This window comes from uncultured Rikenella sp., assembly GCF_948810725.1.
Classification (GTDB): Bacteria; Bacteroidota; Bacteroidia; order Bacteroidales; family Rikenellaceae; genus Rikenella.
On record NZ_CAQIVA010000040.1, the window covers coordinates 1 to 16,875 of the forward strand.

Consider the following 16,875-nt stretch of genomic DNA (forward strand, 5'->3'; position numbering starts at 1 on the left):
TTCCCGTCCACGGGACGTGGGGCCCGCGCGGCCCGAGCGCAGTACCCTCCTGTAGTTAAAGACGCGCGCCACGCCTTAGGAGGGAAATCGTCAAAATGCGCCAGCGCATTTTGACAAGATTTCCTCAGGCGCGCGAATAAAGAACTGCGCGCAAACTCCGTCGCCCGCCCGCTTAAGATGGCATATTCTGCCGGTTGGCACTCGGCCAATCCGGCAAGAATTGCCGCGGGCGACGTTTAGGAGTAGATACGCCTAGCTTTCGAGTGCCGAGCGGCACCGGCGGAGCGATAGCGGAGCCGCAGTGAGGCGTACCCGGGGCGGCACTTGTTCTTTGGGCGCGAAAACCGAAAACGGTTTTCACGCCGCGTTGGGCCGCGCATGGGGCTTGGCTTTGGGCAGAACTCTTGGCCGGGGCTTGGGGGCGAGAGCTAGTAGCGCGGTTCTTTGAACCGCCGTCCTCGGCGAGAGCGACGCATTAGCGGCGCGAGGGGGGCGCGCCGAGGACGAATTTCCGAGAATGGGGCGTTGCAGTTGCGGTTCGTAGAACCGCGCGGGCCGAAGCCTCCGACCGCGGAGGCCCGCAACTGACGTTGCTTTGGGCCCCGCAGGCTTCAACCCGCTAAGGCAATTGTATTTTTGCAAGCTCGGTTGCGTTCCTGCTGGCGGCGAACTGCTTAAACAAAGAGTACGCCCCCCGTTTATTCCGAGAGGCAACGCAACTGAAAACCGTGAGCGCGAGTATCTGAGTTGCCGGTATTGAGAGTTTGTGACTGAAAATTCAAACTCATGTCGTTGCGACCGCTCGCATTTGAAGCGGAAGACCAGCTGAAGCCATGGCTGCCACCGCAGTGCAACACGCCTGCTTCATAGCCCGAATCGCGGAAGCCCGGGGCGGGGCAGCGCGAAACACCATGCGCAAAGAGACCCAGAAATAGACAAACAGAGCCATGCACGATCATAACCACCCACACCACCACGACCACATGCACCATCATGCGGCGACAGGAAATATTGCCCTTGCGTTTTTCATCAACCTCGGGTTTGCCGCCGTTGAACTCATCGGAGGGCTGTGGACAAACAGCATTGCGATTCTATCGGATGCCTTTCACGACTTCGGCGACAGCTTGTCGCTGGCCGTCGCCTGGCGGTTGCAGAAAGTGTCCGAACGACCCGGAGATGCCCGGTATAGCTATGGGTATAAGCGATTTTCGCTGCTCGGCGCCTTGTTCATCTCCACCGTACTGCTCGTCGGTTCGGTCTTCATTATCAAAGCGTGCGTCGAACGCATCGTGACGCCTCAGGAACCCAATGCCGAAGGGATGCTCGGATTGGCCGTCTTCGGCGTGCTGGTCAACGGCTTTGCCGCGCTGAGGCTCAAAAAGGGAGGCTCGATCAGCGAACGGGCCGTGATGCTCCATATGATGGAAGATGTGCTGGGATGGCTGGCCGTGCTGGTGGTCAGCATGGTGATGCTCTTCGTCCGGGTGCCGATTCTCGATCCGCTGTTGTCGATCGCCATTTCGTGCTGGGTGCTGTGGAACGTCTATCGGAACATGCGGGCTACGTTCCGCATCCTGTTGCAGCACACCCCGTCCGAAATTGATGTGGAACGGCTGAAAAACGAGATCGTGGCCTTGCCGGAGGTGGCTTCGATCCACGACCTGCACCTGTGGAGTCTGGACGGCCAGCGGAACGTCAGTACGTTGCACGCGGTGACGGTTGCGCCGTTGGACACCGAAGCGCAAATCGCCCTCAAACGAAAAATCCGGTTCATTTGCGAACAAAACGGCATAGAACATGCTACGATCGAGCTTGAAACGACTGGGGAAGATTGCGGTCTGACCCACTGTTGGCATTGAACCCTATGGAATTCGAATATCAGACGCTGAATTTTCCGGCCGACTACGACGGGCCGGTGGTCGCCACGCTCATCAAGGCTCCGTTGCCGGAGAGAGACACGCGGCGGGCGGTGCTCTACGTGCACGGCTATATCGACTACTTTTTCCAGACGCATATGGCCGAAGAGTTCGTGGCGCACGGCTATCGGTTTTATGCCGTGGAGCTTCGCAAGTACGGCCGGTCGCTGCTCGAAGGGCAACACCCGGATTTTGCGCGGTCGATGTACGAATACTATCCCGACCTGACGGAGAGTATCCGCCGGATTCTGGCCGAGGGGGCGACGGAGGTGATCCTCCTGGGGCATTCGACGGGGGGATTGCTGGCGGCCCTGTATGCCGACGACGGGCCGGCGGAACAGCGGACGGCGATTGCACGGGTGGTGTTGAACAGCCCGTTTTTGGAGTTCAATGCGTCGTGGTTCAAACGTCGGGTCGAGATTCCGTTGGCGGCGGCGGTGAGCATCGTCCTGCCGTTCGCTCATAAAAAGAACGAGCTGTCGCCGCTCTATGCTCAGAGCATGCACCGGGATTTCCGGGGGGCGTGGCATTTCGATACGAAATTCAAACCGATCGAGGGGATTCCGCTCTATTTTTCGTGGCTGCGGGCGGTGCGCAACGGCCAGCGGCGCATCAAACGGGGGTTGCACATCGAGGTGCCGGTGTTGGTGATGAGTTCGGACCGGTCGTATTTCGGCACGGAGTGGAGCGAAGAGTTGCTTCGGTCGGATTCGGTGTTGAATGTGGAGGATATCGGTCGCTATGCGCGGAATCTGGGGTCGGACGTGACTTACGTGCAGATTCGGAACGGGGTGCACGATCTGTTCCTTTCGACGCATGCGGCGCGCGAAGCGGCGTTCCGTGCGGTCTTCGAGTGGCTGCGGTGCTGACTTTTTCGCAAATGTCGGTTGCGGGCAGCCCGGGCGTTACAAAAAAGATATGTGCGGATGAAGGGACTCGAACCCCCACGCCGGTCAAGGCACCAGATCCTAAGTCTGGCGTGGCTACCAATTACACCACATCCGCAGAGTTTCTGCAAAAGTAGGCAAAATAGACTACTCCTCCAAAATGACAGTTTTTATCCGTACGGTTTTCTGTACGCTATTCTTTGAGCTGGACGGAACTGCCGCTTTTTGGAAAAAGCGGCACCAAAAACTTTTAGTTAGCTACGCTATGCCTTAGGCTCCGCAGTCCTCATGTTTCGCGAGTCTGTCGGGCTGGGTTTTCTCGGCGGGGCGCATATAATGCAGGTATTACCCTAATGCGCCCACGCCGGAAAAACCAGCCCGACGAACCAATCGAGAATTGGGCCGCCGGCAGCTGGAGGATGCGTCAGCATCCGTCTAAAGTTTTTTTGGTTCTTTTTGTTCACAACCGACGCTGCCAGCGAGAGCAATGCAAACATAGTTTGCAAATTGCCGAGCGGCGAGGAGGAAAACGAGCGCAGCGAAGTTAAAAAGAAAACCCAATGAACGGGGTATTAAAACCGTAGGATTAAAGAACAGCATTGAGCAGAGCGATGTATTGGGCGATACCCTCTTCGACCTCCTTGAGATAGACGAACTCATCCGCCGTATGCGACCGCGCCGACTCCCCCGGCCCCACCTTGAGCGACGGAACTGATAATAGCGCCTGATCCGACATCGTGGGCGAGCCGAACGTCTGTCGCCCCAGCGCCATCCCCGCCGCCACGATCGGGTGCGAAGCATCGATCGACGACGGCTTCAGCCGCGTCGACCGCGGGAAAACATCCGACCGGACATGTTCCCGCACAATCGCCAGCACCTCCTCGTTCGTATAGCGGTCCGTCACCCGGACATCCACCGTGAAACGGCATTCCGCCGGCACCACATTGTGCTGTGTCCCCGCGCTGACGATCGTCACGCTCATCTTCACCCCGCCGAACAAGGCCGATTCTTTCGGAAACCGGTAGGTGCGGAACCACTCGATGTCCTCCATCGCCCGGTAGATCGCATTCTCCCCCTCGTCCCTCGCCGCGTGTCCCGGTTTGCCGTGCGCCACGCAGTCCAATACCATCAACCCCCGTTCGGCAATCGCCAAATGGAGCCCCGTCGGCTCGCCCACGATGGCGAAATCCAACGGGCCGATCTCCGGTAAGATACTCTCGATGCCGTTCTGTCCCGAAACCTCCTCCTCTCCCGTCAAAGCCAGCAGCAGGTTGTATTTCAAATCCTCCGCTTCGTAGAAGTGCAGAAAGGCTGCCGTCAGGCTCACCACGCTCGCTCCCGCGTCGTTGCTCCCCAGGCCGTATAGCTTCCCGTCGACCACCTCCGGCAGAAAAGGATCGCGGCTCCATCCGGCCGCCGGTTTCACCGTGTCGTGGTGCGAGTTGAGCAGGATGGTCGGCTTCGATGGATCGAACCATCGGTTCCGGGCCCACACGTTGTTGTGCAGCCGGTGTACCTCCGCCACCCCTCGCCCCGTCAGAAAAGCGGCCAGCAGGTCGGCCGTCATCTTTTCTTCGCGGCTGTAGGAGGGGGTGGCGATCAGTTGTTCGAGGAGTTCGATGTAACGCTTCATCGGGCGGCTCAGAGTTAGTGTTTAAGGTATTTCTCCAGCCAGCCGAAAAATTCGCGGTTCCAGACCAGCGAATTCTGCGGTTTGAAGACCTGGTGTCCCTCGTCCTCGAAGTAGACCAGCCGCGACGGAATGCCGTGCGCCCGCGCTGCCGTGAAAGCCTGAAGGCTCTGTGTGAACGGAATCCGGAAGTCCTTCGCCCCCGTGATGATCAGGATCGGCGCATACCAGTCGTTCACCGCCAGGTGCGGCGAGTTGGCATACGAACGATCCGCCACTTTATTGCCCGGCCGTTCCCAGTAGGCTCCGCCGAGGTCGTTGGTCGGGAACCAGAGCTCTTCGGTCTCGCCGTAGAAACTTTCGAGGTTGAACATCCCGCAGTGGGCGATGAACGCTTTGAACCGCCGGTCGCTGTGCCCCGCGAGGTAGAAGGTCGAGTAGCCCCCGTAAGAAGCCCCTACGCAGCCCCGCCGCTCGATATCCACCCACGGCTCTTTCGACACATCGTCGATGGCCGAGAGGTAGTCCCGGATGTTCTGTCCCGAGTAGTCGCCCGAGATTTGGTCGAGCCACTCCTGTCCGAACGACGGCAGCCCGCGTCGGTTCGGCGCCACCACGATGTAGCCTTGGGCCGCCATCAGCTGGAAGTTCCACCGGTAGCTCCACCGCTGCGAAACGACGCTCTGCGGCCCGCCCTGACAGTAGAGCAGGGTCGGATACTGTTTCGTGCTGTCGAAGTCCGGCGGCAGGATCACCCACGTCAGCATCCGCTTGCCGTCGGTCGTCGTCACCCACCGTTTCTGCACGTCGCCCATATCGATGTGGTCGTAAATCTCTTTGTTGATAAAGGTGATCTGGGTATCTTTCCCGTTCGCGAGGTCGATGGCGAAGAGTTCCGGAGCCATCGAGAGGGTGGTCTTCGCCGCAACGACCACCGGCTGTTGCGCACCGCCTTCGCCGGTCGTCGGGAAAGCGATGCTGAAGTCGGTGTAGTCGTGGTCGCCTGCCGTCAGCACGGTAATGGTCGCAGGTCGATCGCCCGTGGCGAGGTCGGCCCGGCACAACTGGTGGGTCGCCTCGATCGGGGCGATGAAGTAGATGCTCTTGCCGTCTCCGCTCCACCGCAGGTTGGCGGCGTTGTAGTCGAATCCGTCGGTTACGTAGCTTTTCGCCCCGGTGGCGAGGTCCATTACGAACAAGCGATCCTTGTCCGACTCGTTCCGGGCGCGTTCCATGCTTTGCCACGCCAACCGGCTGTCGTCTGGCGAGAAGACCGGATATTTGTCGTACCCCGGCATCCCGTCTGTCAGGTTTCGGGTCGAGCCGTCGCTCAGGTCGTAGAGGTAGATGTCCGAGTTCGTGCTCATCGAGTATTCATACCCGGTGAGCTTCTTGCAGGTGTATGCCACCTGTGTCCCGGCGTGGTTCCAGGCCACTTCGCTCATCTCGAAGTAGGGGGCGGTCGGCGCGTCCCACGGCTCGCCGGGCATAATGTCCCGCGCATCGGAAATCCCGTTGCCGTCCGCGGCCGAAGGGTTCAGGTCGGCTACGAAGATATGGCTGTAGGCACCGTCTTCCCAAGTGTCCCAGTGCCGCTCCATCAGGTCGTCGTAGATCAGGGCTTTGGATGCTTTCATGCCGTATATGTCCGCCGAAGATACCGAGTCTACCTGAACGTCGGCGGTGTACCAAATCTTATCCCCTTTCGGACTCACTCCGAAGCCGGTGATTCCTCCTTTGATGTCGGAGAGGCGTCGCAGTCCCGCCCCGTCGGGCTGTACGCGCCAAAGCTGCTGGGTGGCGTCGTCGCCGCCTCTGGTGCTGAGGAAGTAGATGCAGGACTCGCCGGTTTTCGGATCGACGCCCCATGCGGGTGAGTTGTCTTTCCCGGTGTTGTTCGTAATCTGTCGCGCTTTGCCGGGCTCTTCGACCGGCATCACCCACAGCGAGGTGTATCCTTTGTTCTCGCCCATATTATAATAGGTCAGGGTGTACAGGACTTCCGTCCCGTCTGCCGACAGGGCGCCGTTCCCGATCCGCCCCATCTTCCACATCACTTCGGGGGTAAATATGCGTGCCTCTTTCTCGGCTGCGGTCAGGGCGGTGTCGAGTGCGGCATTCCCGGCAGGGCTGTCGCCGGGCTGAGCGGTTCCGCAACTGGTCAGGGTCGCGGTGGCTATTCCGAACATGGTCATCAATCGTTTCATAAAATAATTTTAATCTGTTCGATTATCTGTGTCTACCCGGATGGAACCGTACCTTTGTTGGCTTACGCCTTCCTCCTCGCCGCTCGGCAATTTGCAAACTGCGTTTGCATTGCGCTCACTGGCAGCGTCGGTTGAAAGAAAGGTACCCAAAGAACTTTCGTGATAGCTACGCTATGCCTCAGGCTCCGCAGTCCTCATGTTTCGCGAGTCTGTCGGGCTGGGTTTTCTCGGCGAGCGCGCTAAATCATGGGCAAAATAACCCAAGCGCGCTGCGCCGGAAAACCCCAGCCCAACCAACAGTCCGAGATTTGGGCCGCCGGCAGCTGGAGGATGCGTAAGCATCCGTCTAAAGTTTTTCTGGTTCTCTTTGTTCACAAAGAGAACGGTTCCCTCCCGGGCAAATACGAATAAATCGAACGGTTATTCTTTTGTCCAGATGCGCGTGTTCATGTTGAGCTCTTCGACCAGCCCCGTCAGTTCGCGCACCGCCAGGATGTCGCGCCGAATACATTCCGACATCGGTCGCCAGAGCCCCGCCTCGTAGTGGTTGCGGGAACAGTCGCGCGCCACCATGATGCACGAGCCCGTGAAACTGATCCGCAGGCAGCGCGGGTACCGCTTCGCCAGCTTCATGATGCGCTCCATCAGCCCCGGCGTGAGGATATACCGGGCCTCGATCTGATCCGTCGAGCAGACCAGAAAACGGCGCATCAGCTCCGGGTTCTCCAACGTCACCCGTTGTTTTCCCGCCAGCCATTTCGCCCCCCAGAAGTTAGGTACGAGCGTCGTCTGTCCGGCGAAATCCTTGTTGAAGTCGGCTACGAAGAAGAAACCCCGGAAAATTTTCACCCACGTCGTCCGCGTCCCGCGCGAGGTATGTACGGTGCGCTCCTCCATCGCCTTCACCTCCGCAAAACGGAACTCCGTCTTGCCGATCCGTCCCTCGATCAGGTCTTCCGTCGTATAGCGGTCCGGCCGGGTCGGAAACAGATTGCTCTCGATGAACACCTCTTCGTCGATGCCGTCGTTCGCGTCGTACTCTCCCTCGTCGCAGAAGTGACGGACGAGTTGCGGTACGATCTCTCCTTTATAGTATTGCGATAATTGGCGGGACAACTGGATCGAGACGATCGCCAGCAACACGACCGAAGCGACCATCAGCCCCCAGCCCCAGACGCTGCCGCCCACGACTGCGCCGAGCAGCGTCCCTCCCGCACAAACCGCTGCCCAGATCCGCCACTGTCGGCGATAGCGGGCCTGCAACTGCGGGAATTCGCCGCTGTGTACGGCTATCGTTTCGTCGGCCGGAGAGGTTGCGACCTGTTCCATCAGTTATCTCCGAACAGGGATTTGAGGTTCGGCGCCTGTCGCTCCTCTTCCGGTGTTTCGAGCGCCTTTTCCGGCTGGAAATGTCCCATGCCCGCGATGATCGACGCCGGAAAGACCTGAATCGAGTCGTTGTAGTCCGTCACCGCCGCGTTGTAGGTGCGCCGCGCCGCCGAGAGCTGCTCTTCCAGCTCGTTGAGCGTGCGTTGCTGGTGCATGAAGTTGTCCGACGCCCGGAGCTCCGGATACCGTTCGGCCACGGCGTAGAAGTTCCGCAGGCCGACCCCGAAACCCAAGTCGAATTGCTGTTTTTCCTGCGCCGACAACTCGTCGTAGCTCTGTTTCCCGCCGCGCAGGGCCGTCACCGACGAGAAGACCTCCGCTTCATGCGCCGCGTAGCGTTTGACCGTCTCCACTAAGTTGGGCAGCAGGTCGAACCGCTGTTTGAGCACGGCATCGATCGCTCCGCCGGCGTTTTTGATCGCGTTGCGTCGCCGCACGAACCCGTTGTGGATCGAGATCGGGACGATGATGAAAAGCAACAGGCAGGCGGCCAGAATGATCCAAGGCATGGTTTTGCGATGTGTGTGTGGTTATTTCAAAAACAGGAGTTCCCGGTATTTCGGCAGTGTCCACATCTCGTTGTCGACGATGAGTTCGAGTTTGTCGATGTGGTAGCGGATCGACTCCATGAGCGGCACCACCTTGTCGTGGTATTCGATCGCCTTGGCCCGTTCGTCGGCGATGCGGTTGGCCACTTTCCGCGCTTCGACCATCTCTTCGACCTGCCGCTGCACCTCTTTCATGTGTTCGGCCAGTTTGACGATCAGCAGGCGATCCTGTTCGGCCAGCTGTTTCGCCTCGTCGGCCGGGAAGATCTCGCCGAATTTGGCCACCTTGTCGAGCAGCATGCTCTGGTAGCGCGACGCCACCGGCAGGATGTGGTTCATCGCCAGGTCGCCCAGCACCCGTGCCTCGATCTGTATCTTTTTGGTGTAAGTCTCCCATTCGACCTCCGTCCGTGCTTCGAGCTCGACCTTCGAGAGGACGCCCATCGAGGTGAAGAGTTCGATCGACTCCTGGGTGAGGAACCGGTCGAAGATCAGCGGCGCGCTGGTCTCCGTGTCGAGCCCCCGTTCCCGGGCCTCCTGTTTCCAGGCGTCGCTGTACCCGTTGCCGTCGAACCGCACCGGTTTGCATTCGCGGATATAGTCCCGCAGGACGGTGAAAATGGCCTTTTCGATCGGCATCCCCGTGGCCGAGAGTTCGTCGATCTGTCGGCGGAAGAGCTTCAATTGTGCCGCCACCGCCGTGTTGAGCACCGTCAGCGCCCCGCCGCAGTTGGCCGACGAGCCCACCGCGCGGAACTCGAACCGGTTCCCCGTGAAGGCGAACGGCGATGTCCGGTTGCGGTCGGTGTTGTCCAGCAGGAGCTCCGGAATGGAGGTCACCCCGAGCCGGAATCCCGCCTTCTCGTCCACCGCGATCGCCTCTTCGGACGACGAGTTCTCGATCTTGTCGAGCACTTCGCTGAGCTGCCGTCCGAGGAAGACCGAAATAATCGCCGGCGGAGCCTCGTTGGCTCCCAGCCGGTGCGCGTTGGTCGCGCTCATGATCGACGCCTTGAGTATCCCGTTGTATTTGTAGACGGCCATGATCGTATTGACCAGGAAGGTGACGAAGAGGAGGTTGTCCTTCGGCGTCTTGCCCGGCGAGAAGAGGTTTACGCCGGTGTCCGTCCCGAGCGACCAGTTGTTGTGTTTGCCCGATCCGTTGATCCCTTTGAACGGCTTCTCGTGCAGCAGGCAGCGGAAACAGTGCCGTCTCGCTATGCGATGGATGACGCTCATCAACAGCAGGTTGTGGTCGTTTGCCAGGTTGGTCTCCTCATAGATCGGGGCCAGTTCGAACTGGTTCGGCGCCACCTCGTTGTGCCGGGTCTTGACCGGGATGCCGAGCTTGAGCAGCTCGACGTCCAGATCGCGCATGAATGCCGCCACCCGGGTCGGAATCGCTCCGAAATAGTGATCCTCCAGCTGCTGGTTCTTCGCGCTCTCGTGTCCCATCAGCGTCCGCCCTGTCAGCACTAAGTCCGGACGTGCCGCCCACAGCCCTTCGTCGACCAGAAAATACTCCTGTTCCCAACCCAAAAACGACGTTACCCGTTTGATTTGCGGATCGAACAGCTGGCACACATCGGTCGCCGCCCGATCCACTGCGTCGATCGACTTCAGCAGCGGGGTCTTGAAATCCAGCGCCTCGCCCGTGTAGGCGATGAAGACGGTCGGAATGCAGAGGGTCGTCCCCACGATAAAGGCCGGCGAGGTCGGATCCCATGCCGAGTATCCCCTGGCCTCGAACGTGTTGCGGATCCCGCCGTTCGGAAAGCTCGACGCGTCGGGCTCCTGCTGGATGAGCAGCTTGCCGGAGAACTCTTCGATCATCCCGCCGTGTCCGTCGTGCTCCACGAAAGCGTCGTGTTTTTCGGCCGTCCCGCCGTTGAGCGGCTGGAACCAGTGCGTATAGTGCGTCGCACCCATATCCAAAGCCCATTGCTTCATCCCCGCCGCCACGTTCATGGCCAGTTCGCGCGAGAGGGGAGTCCGATTCTCCATCGTATCCACCAGCGCGACATAGACGTTTTTCGGCAAGTATTTCCGCATCCGGTCGCGGTTGAAGACGTACATGCCGAAGTACTCCGACGGCCGTTCCGCCGGCAGCACCACTTCCTTGGCTTTGCGCCGGATCGCTTCGTCCACCACTTTGAATCTGAGTGAAGTCATAGTATTAAACATGGTAAATGGTTAGGTTCCGTGAATGGTTATTTGAGTTCGATTCCCGCCCGGAGGCACGCCTCGCGCATCTCGTCCGGCCAGACCGATGCCTGGACTTCGCCGACATGGGCGCACCGCAGCAGGAACATGCAGAGGCGCGATTGGCCGATCCCGCCGCCGATCGACAGGGGGAGTTCGCCGTCGAGCAGCGCCCGGTGGAACTCCAGCCCGGCCCGCTCCGGACATCCCGCCTCTTCCAGCTGCCGCTTCAGCGCCGCCGCATCGACCCGGATTCCCATCGACGAGAGTTCGAAAGGCACCTCGAGCACCGGATTCCACAGCACGATGTCTCCGTTGAGCCCCGCATAGCCCTCCTCGTTGACCGTGCTCCAGTCGTCGTAGTCCGGCGCCCGTCCGTCGTGCTTCGTGCCGTCCGAGAGCTGTCCGCCGATGCCGATGATGAAAACCGCCCCGTACTCCTTTGCCGCCTCCCGCTCGCGCTCCTTGGGCGTGAGGCCCGGATACCGTCGCAGGAGCTCTTCCGCCTGAATGAAGGTGATCTTGTCCGGCAAGACCGGCGTGATGTGCGGAAACCGTTCGTAAGTAGCCGCCTCGACCTCCCGCAGGACGTCGTAAATGTCCTGCACCACCCCTTTCAGGTAAGCGAGGTTGCGCTCTTCGGCCCGCATCGTCCGCTCCCAGTCCCACTGGTCGACATAGAGCGAGTGGAGGTTGTCCAGCTCCTCGTCCGCCCGGATGGCGTTCATGTCGGTGTAGAGGCCGTAACCGGGCGCGATGCGGTACTGGGCCAGTTTCATCCGTTTCCACTTGGCCAGCGAGTGCACCACCTCGGCCCTGCGGTCGCCCATGTCCCGGATGGGGAACGATACGGCCCGTTCCGAGCCGTTGAGGTCGTCGTTGATGCCGGTGCCGGACAAAACAAAGAGCGGCGCGGTTACGCGTCGCAGTCCCAGTTTTTTCGATAAACACTCCTGAAATTTTTCCTTGAGCAGCCGGATGGCACTCTCCATGCTGTTCCCGTTCAGACTCGCGCGGTAGTAGGGAGGGATTGTCAGGGCCATCGGAAGAGGTTTTAAAAGAAAGGTTTCGAAGCGACAAAGATAGGAAAATTTCCGCCGAATGGTACGGTTCCTGGTGTGCTTTCTTGCGTTAGAATCGGTAGGAGGCGGTGGCGAAGAAAGTGATACCCCGGGCGTAGTAGTATTTCGAGGCCAGCGGCAGGTAGACCTCCTTTTGGGTTTTTCGGTACAGTCGCGACGATTCGTAGCCGCTGGCCCGGATCGTGCGGCGGTTCAGCAGGTTGTCGATGCCGGCATAGAGCCCCAGCCGGTGCCGGGCTCCGAAATAGATGGTTTTTCCGATGAAGAGGTCGATGGTCGCCCCGCCGCCGAGATTCTCCTGCTCGGCGGCTATGGCGCGTGCCTCGGGCGTGTATTTCCACCGCTCCACAGCCGCCTCGCTGCGCCGGAGCGGCGTCGGCGAGATGTAGTTGCCCGCCCACCCCTTCAGTGTCGCGGTGAACACCCAGCCCCGCGGAGCGTATTCCAGCTCCAGCGCGCCGATCGTCTGGGGCCCCGTGGCCGTGTGCAGTCCGCGGTAGTAGACCGTCTCGGTCGCGATCGGTTCGCCGGTGCTTTCGCGGATCACCGTCGCCTGCGGGTTCGACGTGTAGCGGCAGTCGGTCACCGCTGCGGCCGCCTTCAGCTGCAACCGGGGCCCCAGCCGGATTTCGGCCGACAGCTCCGCGCCGATGTGGCGCGTGTCGATCCCCGTCATCGGGTAGTTGCAGAAAAAGTGGGTCAGGTCGTTGTAGAATCGCCGCACCTCCGTCCGGTTGCGCACCGTCGCGGCGAAGAGAGCCGCATGGATCCGGAGGAGCGGTGCCCGGTAGTCCGCCCGGAGCTCCGCCTCCAGCATCTGTTCGTTTTTCACCCCCGGCACGAGGGCGTTGCGGTACTCGGGTGAGATAAAAGCCCGGCGGGGCGTCGGAGCGAGGCTCCGGGCCGTGAACCGGAACCCGACGCGCAGCCGGCCGCCCCGGTTGTATCCCGCTCCGCCCTGCACGAGCCACTCGGGATGGGCCGACCACTTCGACCAGCCGAACGACTCGTTGCTCGGGAAGTTCTGTTTGTCGTAGTAGCCGAAGCGGCGGAAGGCCATCGCGCCGACCGACCCCGCCGCTTCGAAGTCCCACTGCCTCCACCGCCTCGAAAAGCGGGCCCACATGCGAGGCTGGAGACCCTGCATCGAGTATTTGTATCCGAACGTGTCGCCTTCGCGCACCTCCCGGTTCGGATAACGCATGTCGTTCTGGGTGCCGTTGGGCGCGTCTTCCGGATTCTCGGCGAAGACGTCCACGTCCAACCAGTAGCCGCCGCCCAGCAGGTCGTCCAGTCGTTTGAAGTGCAGGTTGTCCGCAGCGGCGCATTCGAATCCTCCCTGCCAGCGGGTGCGGGCGTCGGGTCGCCAGTCGGCGGTGACGTGCAGCGCGAACTCCCGGTAGTCGCGCATCCGGCTCGCCACGATGTAGTGCGCCCTCGGGCTGTCGTCCCGATTTTGTGCCGCGAGAGCCGCCCAGTCGATCTGACGCGTGGACTCGTCCGTGCGCCATCGTTCGTCGGCCAGTTTCCGTTCGGCGCTCCCCTCCGGGTAGAAGCTCGGCAGGTAGCGGTAGTAGTCCGGATGGGGATTCGGCGCGTCGTACCAGTCGAGCCCCGAGAATGCCGACCGGCCGAACCGCACGCCTGCCGTGGCGGCGATCCGCAGTGCGTCGCCCGAATCGTAGGCGTAATTCAGCATCGCGATCGGCTCGGCGGCGCTTCGGATGCGGGCCGACCGTCGCGTGCCGTTCCACCGGCCCCATGCGGGGTTATAGAGGCGGTTGCCGGTCAGGTCGAAAGCCTCTTCGGTCGAAGCGGAGGCTAGTGCCCGCCGGTTCGGTGCATACCAGGCGGTCAGGGCGATCCGGTGCCGGTCTCCGCCGAACCGTTTCGAGACCGATCCGAAAACGGCCCAGCTGTCGTTCCACGTCCCCTCGACCGTGTACGATCCTCCTCCGTCGCCCGCCCACGTCCGTCCGGCGAAGAGGGAGTAGCTCCAGCCGTTGCGGGCGTTCTCGCCGGAGCGATAGCCCGCCGAGCCGCGCAGCGTGTAGGTGCGGTTCGAAGTCGAGAGGACGACTCGTCCGCCGCGCGTCTGTTGCCAGGCGAGCATTTGCCGTTCTTCCGTCCGCCCGGTGGCATCGAAGCCCGCGTGGCTCCGGGTGCCGACGTCGTTGAGTCCGTAGACGGCGTTCCAGGCCGGCGTCCCCTCTTCCCATTCGGCGAGGGAGAGGCCGTTTGCGCGGAACGTCCGGTAGCGGTTGTCGTATCCGCGGGGTTTGTAGCGCAGGAAACCGAACCCGAAATCGACGGTCTGATCCCAATAGTCGTCGTAGGCGTGCAGCGGAGCGAATCCGAACGGATTTTCGGCGGCGTCGAGCCGCCAGGTCACCGAATCGGCGGCGGGCGGCAGTCCGGTCTGTGCGGCGGCGGGCAGCCCGAAAAAGAGCAGACAAAGGGCCGGAATCGCTCCGTGCCGCCTCGTCGGAGGGTCGGGGCGGCCCGTGCGTCTCTGTCGAACGGTTGGGTATGTGGTTGTGGGTGGCAAACATCGAAAGATATGGAGTTTTCGGTTCAGATATTTTAGTGAACATGTATTATGTTATAATTAGATTATTTCGGATTATTTTCGAGCGATTCGGGAGGCTGAAACGGATCGTCCGGGTGGCTTTTCGGCACGGACGGATAGCGACGGAAGAGGGAGGAATTCCGGATCGGGGTTCGGAATTTCGGAGGATTTTTCGTTACTTTGTAACATTCTGAAAAATGAAAAATCGCTAATGCCTTGCACGCATGAGAAAGTCGGCACGCACAAACCGGAATGGCTGAAAATAAAGCTTCATAACGATCCGCGTTATGCCGCTGTCGCTGCACTCGTGCGGCGGCACGATCTACATACCATCTGTTCCAGCGGCCGGTGTCCCAACATCTCGACCTGCTGGAGCAGGGGAACCGCTACGTTTATGATCGGGGGCGACGTGTGTACGCGCGCCTGCCGGTTCTGTGCCACCAAGTCGTCGGCCTCTCCGGCGCCACTCGACCCGGCGGAACCGCAACGGATCGCCCGGTCGGTGCAGCTGATGGAGCTGCGCCATGCGGTGATTACGTCGGTCGATCGCGACGACCTTCCGGACGGAGGGGCGGCGCATTGGGCCGAGACGGTGCGGGCGATTCGCGCGCTCAATCCGAATACGACCATCGAACTTTTGATTCCCGATTTTTCGGGCGATACGGGCCTGCTCGACGTCGTTCTGGACGCCGGAGCGGATATCGTGGGGCACAATCTCGAAACCACGGCCCGGCTGACGCCGACGGTGCGCGACCGCCGGGCTTCTTACGACACATCTTTACAGGTACTTCGGCACATCGCGGCCCGCGGGGCGGCTCTCGGACGGGACGATCTGGCCAAGAGCGCGCTGATGGTGGGCTTGGGCGAAACGTGCGACGAGGTGCTCGGCGCGTTGGACGACCTGGCGGCGGCGGGGGTGCGGCGGATGACGATCGGGCAGTATCTGCAACCGACCTCGCGGCATTATCCGGTGGCGGAATATGTCCATCCGGATCTCTTTGCCCGCTACGCGGCGGCGGCGGTGGAGCGGGGGATCGTTCATACGGAGAGCGGGCCGCTCGTCCGTTCTTCTTATATGGCGGATCGGTTGGCGCCGAAGGTGTCCCGACCGTTGAATACTTTAACCGCGCAGAAGGGATGATCGAGGTACGGGACGAAGGGGTGATCGATTACGGGACGGCGTGGGAGCGGCAGCGGAGCTTTTTCGACGGGCTGCTGGAGCGTGTCTCGGCGGGGGCGGCGGACGAGGCGCGGGGGGTGCTGATGTTGTGCGAGCATCCGCACGTCTATACGCTCGGCAAGAGCGGGCGGGAGAATAACCTGCTGGTGAGCGAGGCGTTTTTGCGTTCGATCGGGGCGACGTACTACCGGATCGATCGGGGCGGAGATATTACGTACCACGGATACGGTCAGTTGGTGGGGTATCCGATTCTGGACCTGTCGACGATCGGCGGGCATGGGCTGGGGCTTCGGGAGTATATCGACCGGTTGGAGGAGAGTGTGATCGCGACGATTGCGGAATGGGGGATCGAGGGGTATCGGGTTCCGCATGCGACGGGGGTGTGGCTTCCTGCGGCGGGTGGGCGGCCGGAACGGAAGATTTGTGCGATCGGGGTGCGGGCATCACGGTATGTGACGATGCACGGTTTTGCCCTGAATGTGACGACCGATTTGAAATATTTCGACTATATCCACCCTTGCGGCTTTAGGGACAAAGGGGTGACTTCGCTGGCGGCGGAGTTGGCAGGGACGGGAAGTCCGGTGCCGACGCTGGCGGAGGTAAAACGGGTGTATGTCGGCCATTTTATGCGACTGTTCGGTGGACTCGCGATAGAGTAGGGGCTGCTTAATTGTTGCGGACGGTTTTTGCTTATAGGCGGCTGTAGCAATGCTTTTGGGGATTCTGCGGTTAGACCCGGCCAGAGCATCCCGTAGGGATGCGCTCTAAAGTTTTTTTTGTTCTTTTTGTTCACAAAAAGAACAGTTCGAGGCGGGACAGAGCTCGACCCGCGCGCGACTGCTGGAGAAGGAAATCATTCAAACGCGTTGTTCGCGTTTGAATAAGATTTCCGCCAGCGCGCGGACAGAGAATAGGGGTAGAGGCTGCCAGTTGAAATGCGCCAGCATTTCCCGTCCACGGGACGTGGGGCCTACGCGGCCCGAGCGCAGTACCCTCCTGTAGCCAAAGCCGCGCGCCCCGTCTAAAGAAGCGATTCAGCTATTTCGGCGCAAGCCGAAAGAGAATGAATCGCGTAGGCGCGCGACAACAGTTCTCCCGCGCGTCACGCCTAAAGAGGGAAATCGTTAAAACGTGCTAGCACGTTTTGACAAGATTTCCCCAGGCGCGCGAACAAAGAATGGGGCGAGGAATTGGGCCGAGGCTGGTAGTTGAAATGCGTCAGCATTTCCCGTCCACGGGACGTGGGGCCCGCGCGGCCCGAGCGC

11 protein-coding genes and 1 tRNA gene are annotated in these 16,875 nt (G+C 60.8%); 4 read left to right on the top strand and 8 right to left on the bottom strand.

Features of this window, described 5'->3' with window-relative positions:
• Nucleotides 1-947: 947 nt before the first annotated feature.
• Nucleotides 948-1,859, top strand: coding sequence for a cation diffusion facilitator family transporter (locus tag Q9S52_RS08780; protein WP_304708846.1), 912 nt, complete (start codon nt 948-950; stop codon nt 1,857-1,859).
• A gap of 5 nt (nt 1,860-1,864) precedes the next feature.
• Nucleotides 1,865-2,785, top strand: coding sequence for an alpha/beta hydrolase (locus tag Q9S52_RS08785; RefSeq protein ID WP_294594196.1), 921 nt, complete (start codon nt 1,865-1,867; stop codon nt 2,783-2,785).
• A gap of 52 nt (nt 2,786-2,837) precedes the next feature.
• Here Q9S52_RS08785 and Q9S52_RS08790 read toward each other — a convergent pair.
• From Q9S52_RS08790 to Q9S52_RS08825, 8 genes are all read right to left on the bottom strand, one after another.
• Nucleotides 2,838-2,921: transfer RNA gene (locus tag Q9S52_RS08790), tRNA-Leu, on the bottom strand.
• 468 nt (nt 2,922-3,389) lie between these two features.
• Nucleotides 3,390-4,436, bottom strand: a complete 1,047-nt coding sequence (locus Q9S52_RS08795) for a M20 family metallo-hydrolase (protein WP_304708847.1) — start codon at nt 4,434-4,436, stop codon at nt 3,390-3,392.
• Between the two features lie 14 nt (nt 4,437-4,450).
• On the bottom strand, nt 4,451-6,640 hold the full coding sequence (locus Q9S52_RS08800; RefSeq protein ID WP_304708848.1) for a S9 family peptidase: 2,190 nt from the start codon (nt 6,638-6,640) through the stop codon (nt 4,451-4,453).
• Between the two features lie 420 nt (nt 6,641-7,060).
• Nucleotides 7,061-7,969, bottom strand: coding sequence for a DUF3137 domain-containing protein (locus tag Q9S52_RS08805; protein WP_304708849.1), 909 nt, complete (start codon nt 7,967-7,969; stop codon nt 7,061-7,063).
• Nucleotides 7,969-8,538, bottom strand: coding sequence for a LemA family protein (locus Q9S52_RS08810; protein ID WP_304708850.1), 570 nt, complete (start codon nt 8,536-8,538; stop codon nt 7,969-7,971). The genes Q9S52_RS08805 and Q9S52_RS08810 overlap by 1 nt, the downstream gene beginning before the upstream one ends.
• A gap of 21 nt (nt 8,539-8,559) precedes the next feature.
• Nucleotides 8,560-10,749, bottom strand: a complete 2,190-nt coding sequence (locus Q9S52_RS08815) for a glutamine synthetase III (protein WP_304708851.1) — start codon at nt 10,747-10,749, stop codon at nt 8,560-8,562.
• 38 nt (nt 10,750-10,787) lie between these two features.
• Nucleotides 10,788-11,822: an aspartate--ammonia ligase gene (asnA, locus tag Q9S52_RS08820; protein ID WP_304708852.1), complete on the bottom strand. Its 1,035-nt coding sequence runs from the start codon at nt 11,820-11,822 to the stop codon at nt 10,788-10,790.
• A gap of 88 nt (nt 11,823-11,910) precedes the next feature.
• Nucleotides 11,911-14,409 carry a hypothetical protein gene (locus Q9S52_RS08825; protein ID WP_304708853.1) on the bottom strand — a complete coding sequence of 833 codons (2,499 nt, stop codon included), beginning with the start codon at nt 14,407-14,409 and terminating at the stop codon, nt 11,911-11,913.
• Nucleotides 14,410-14,641: 232 nt separating this feature from the next.
• Here Q9S52_RS08825 and lipA point away from each other — a divergent pair, with 232 nt between their 5' ends.
• Both lipA and lipB read left to right on the top strand, forming a co-directional pair.
• Nucleotides 14,642-15,571 carry a lipoyl synthase gene (lipA, locus tag Q9S52_RS08830; RefSeq protein WP_294593851.1) on the top strand — a complete coding sequence of 310 codons (930 nt, stop codon included), beginning with the start codon at nt 14,642-14,644 and terminating at the stop codon, nt 15,569-15,571.
• Nucleotides 15,568-16,269, top strand: a complete 702-nt coding sequence (gene lipB, locus Q9S52_RS08835) for a lipoyl(octanoyl) transferase LipB (protein ID WP_304708854.1) — start codon at nt 15,568-15,570, stop codon at nt 16,267-16,269. Before lipA ends, lipB begins: the two co-directional genes overlap by 4 nt.
• Nucleotides 16,270-16,875: the final 606 nt, after the last annotated feature.

Excerpts from the sequence above, each read along its gene's own strand:
- Q9S52_RS08780 (WP_304708846.1), top strand. The coding sequence starts at position 948 with ATGCACGATCATAACCACCCACACCACCACGACCACATGCACCATCAT.
- Q9S52_RS08785 (WP_294594196.1), top strand. The coding sequence starts at position 1,865 with ATGGAATTCGAATATCAGACGCTGAATTTTCCGGCCGACTACGACGGG.
- Q9S52_RS08795 (WP_304708847.1), bottom strand. The coding sequence starts at position 4,436 with ATGAAGCGTTACATCGAACTCCTCGAACAACTGATCGCCACCCCCTCC.
- Q9S52_RS08800 (WP_304708848.1), bottom strand. The coding sequence starts at position 6,640 with ATGAAACGATTGATGACCATGTTCGGAATAGCCACCGCGACCCTGACC.
- Q9S52_RS08805 (WP_304708849.1), bottom strand. The coding sequence starts at position 7,969 with ATGGAACAGGTCGCAACCTCTCCGGCCGACGAAACGATAGCCGTACAC.
- Q9S52_RS08810 (WP_304708850.1), bottom strand. The coding sequence starts at position 8,538 with ATGCCTTGGATCATTCTGGCCGCCTGCCTGTTGCTTTTCATCATCGTC.
- Q9S52_RS08815 (WP_304708851.1), bottom strand. The coding sequence starts at position 10,749 with ATGACTTCACTCAGATTCAAAGTGGTGGACGAAGCGATCCGGCGCAAA.
- asnA (WP_304708852.1), bottom strand. The coding sequence starts at position 11,822 with ATGGCCCTGACAATCCCTCCCTACTACCGCGCGAGTCTGAACGGGAAC.
- lipA (WP_294593851.1), top strand. The coding sequence starts at position 14,642 with ATGCCTTGCACGCATGAGAAAGTCGGCACGCACAAACCGGAATGGCTG.
- lipB (WP_304708854.1), top strand. The coding sequence starts at position 15,568 with ATGATCGAGGTACGGGACGAAGGGGTGATCGATTACGGGACGGCGTGG.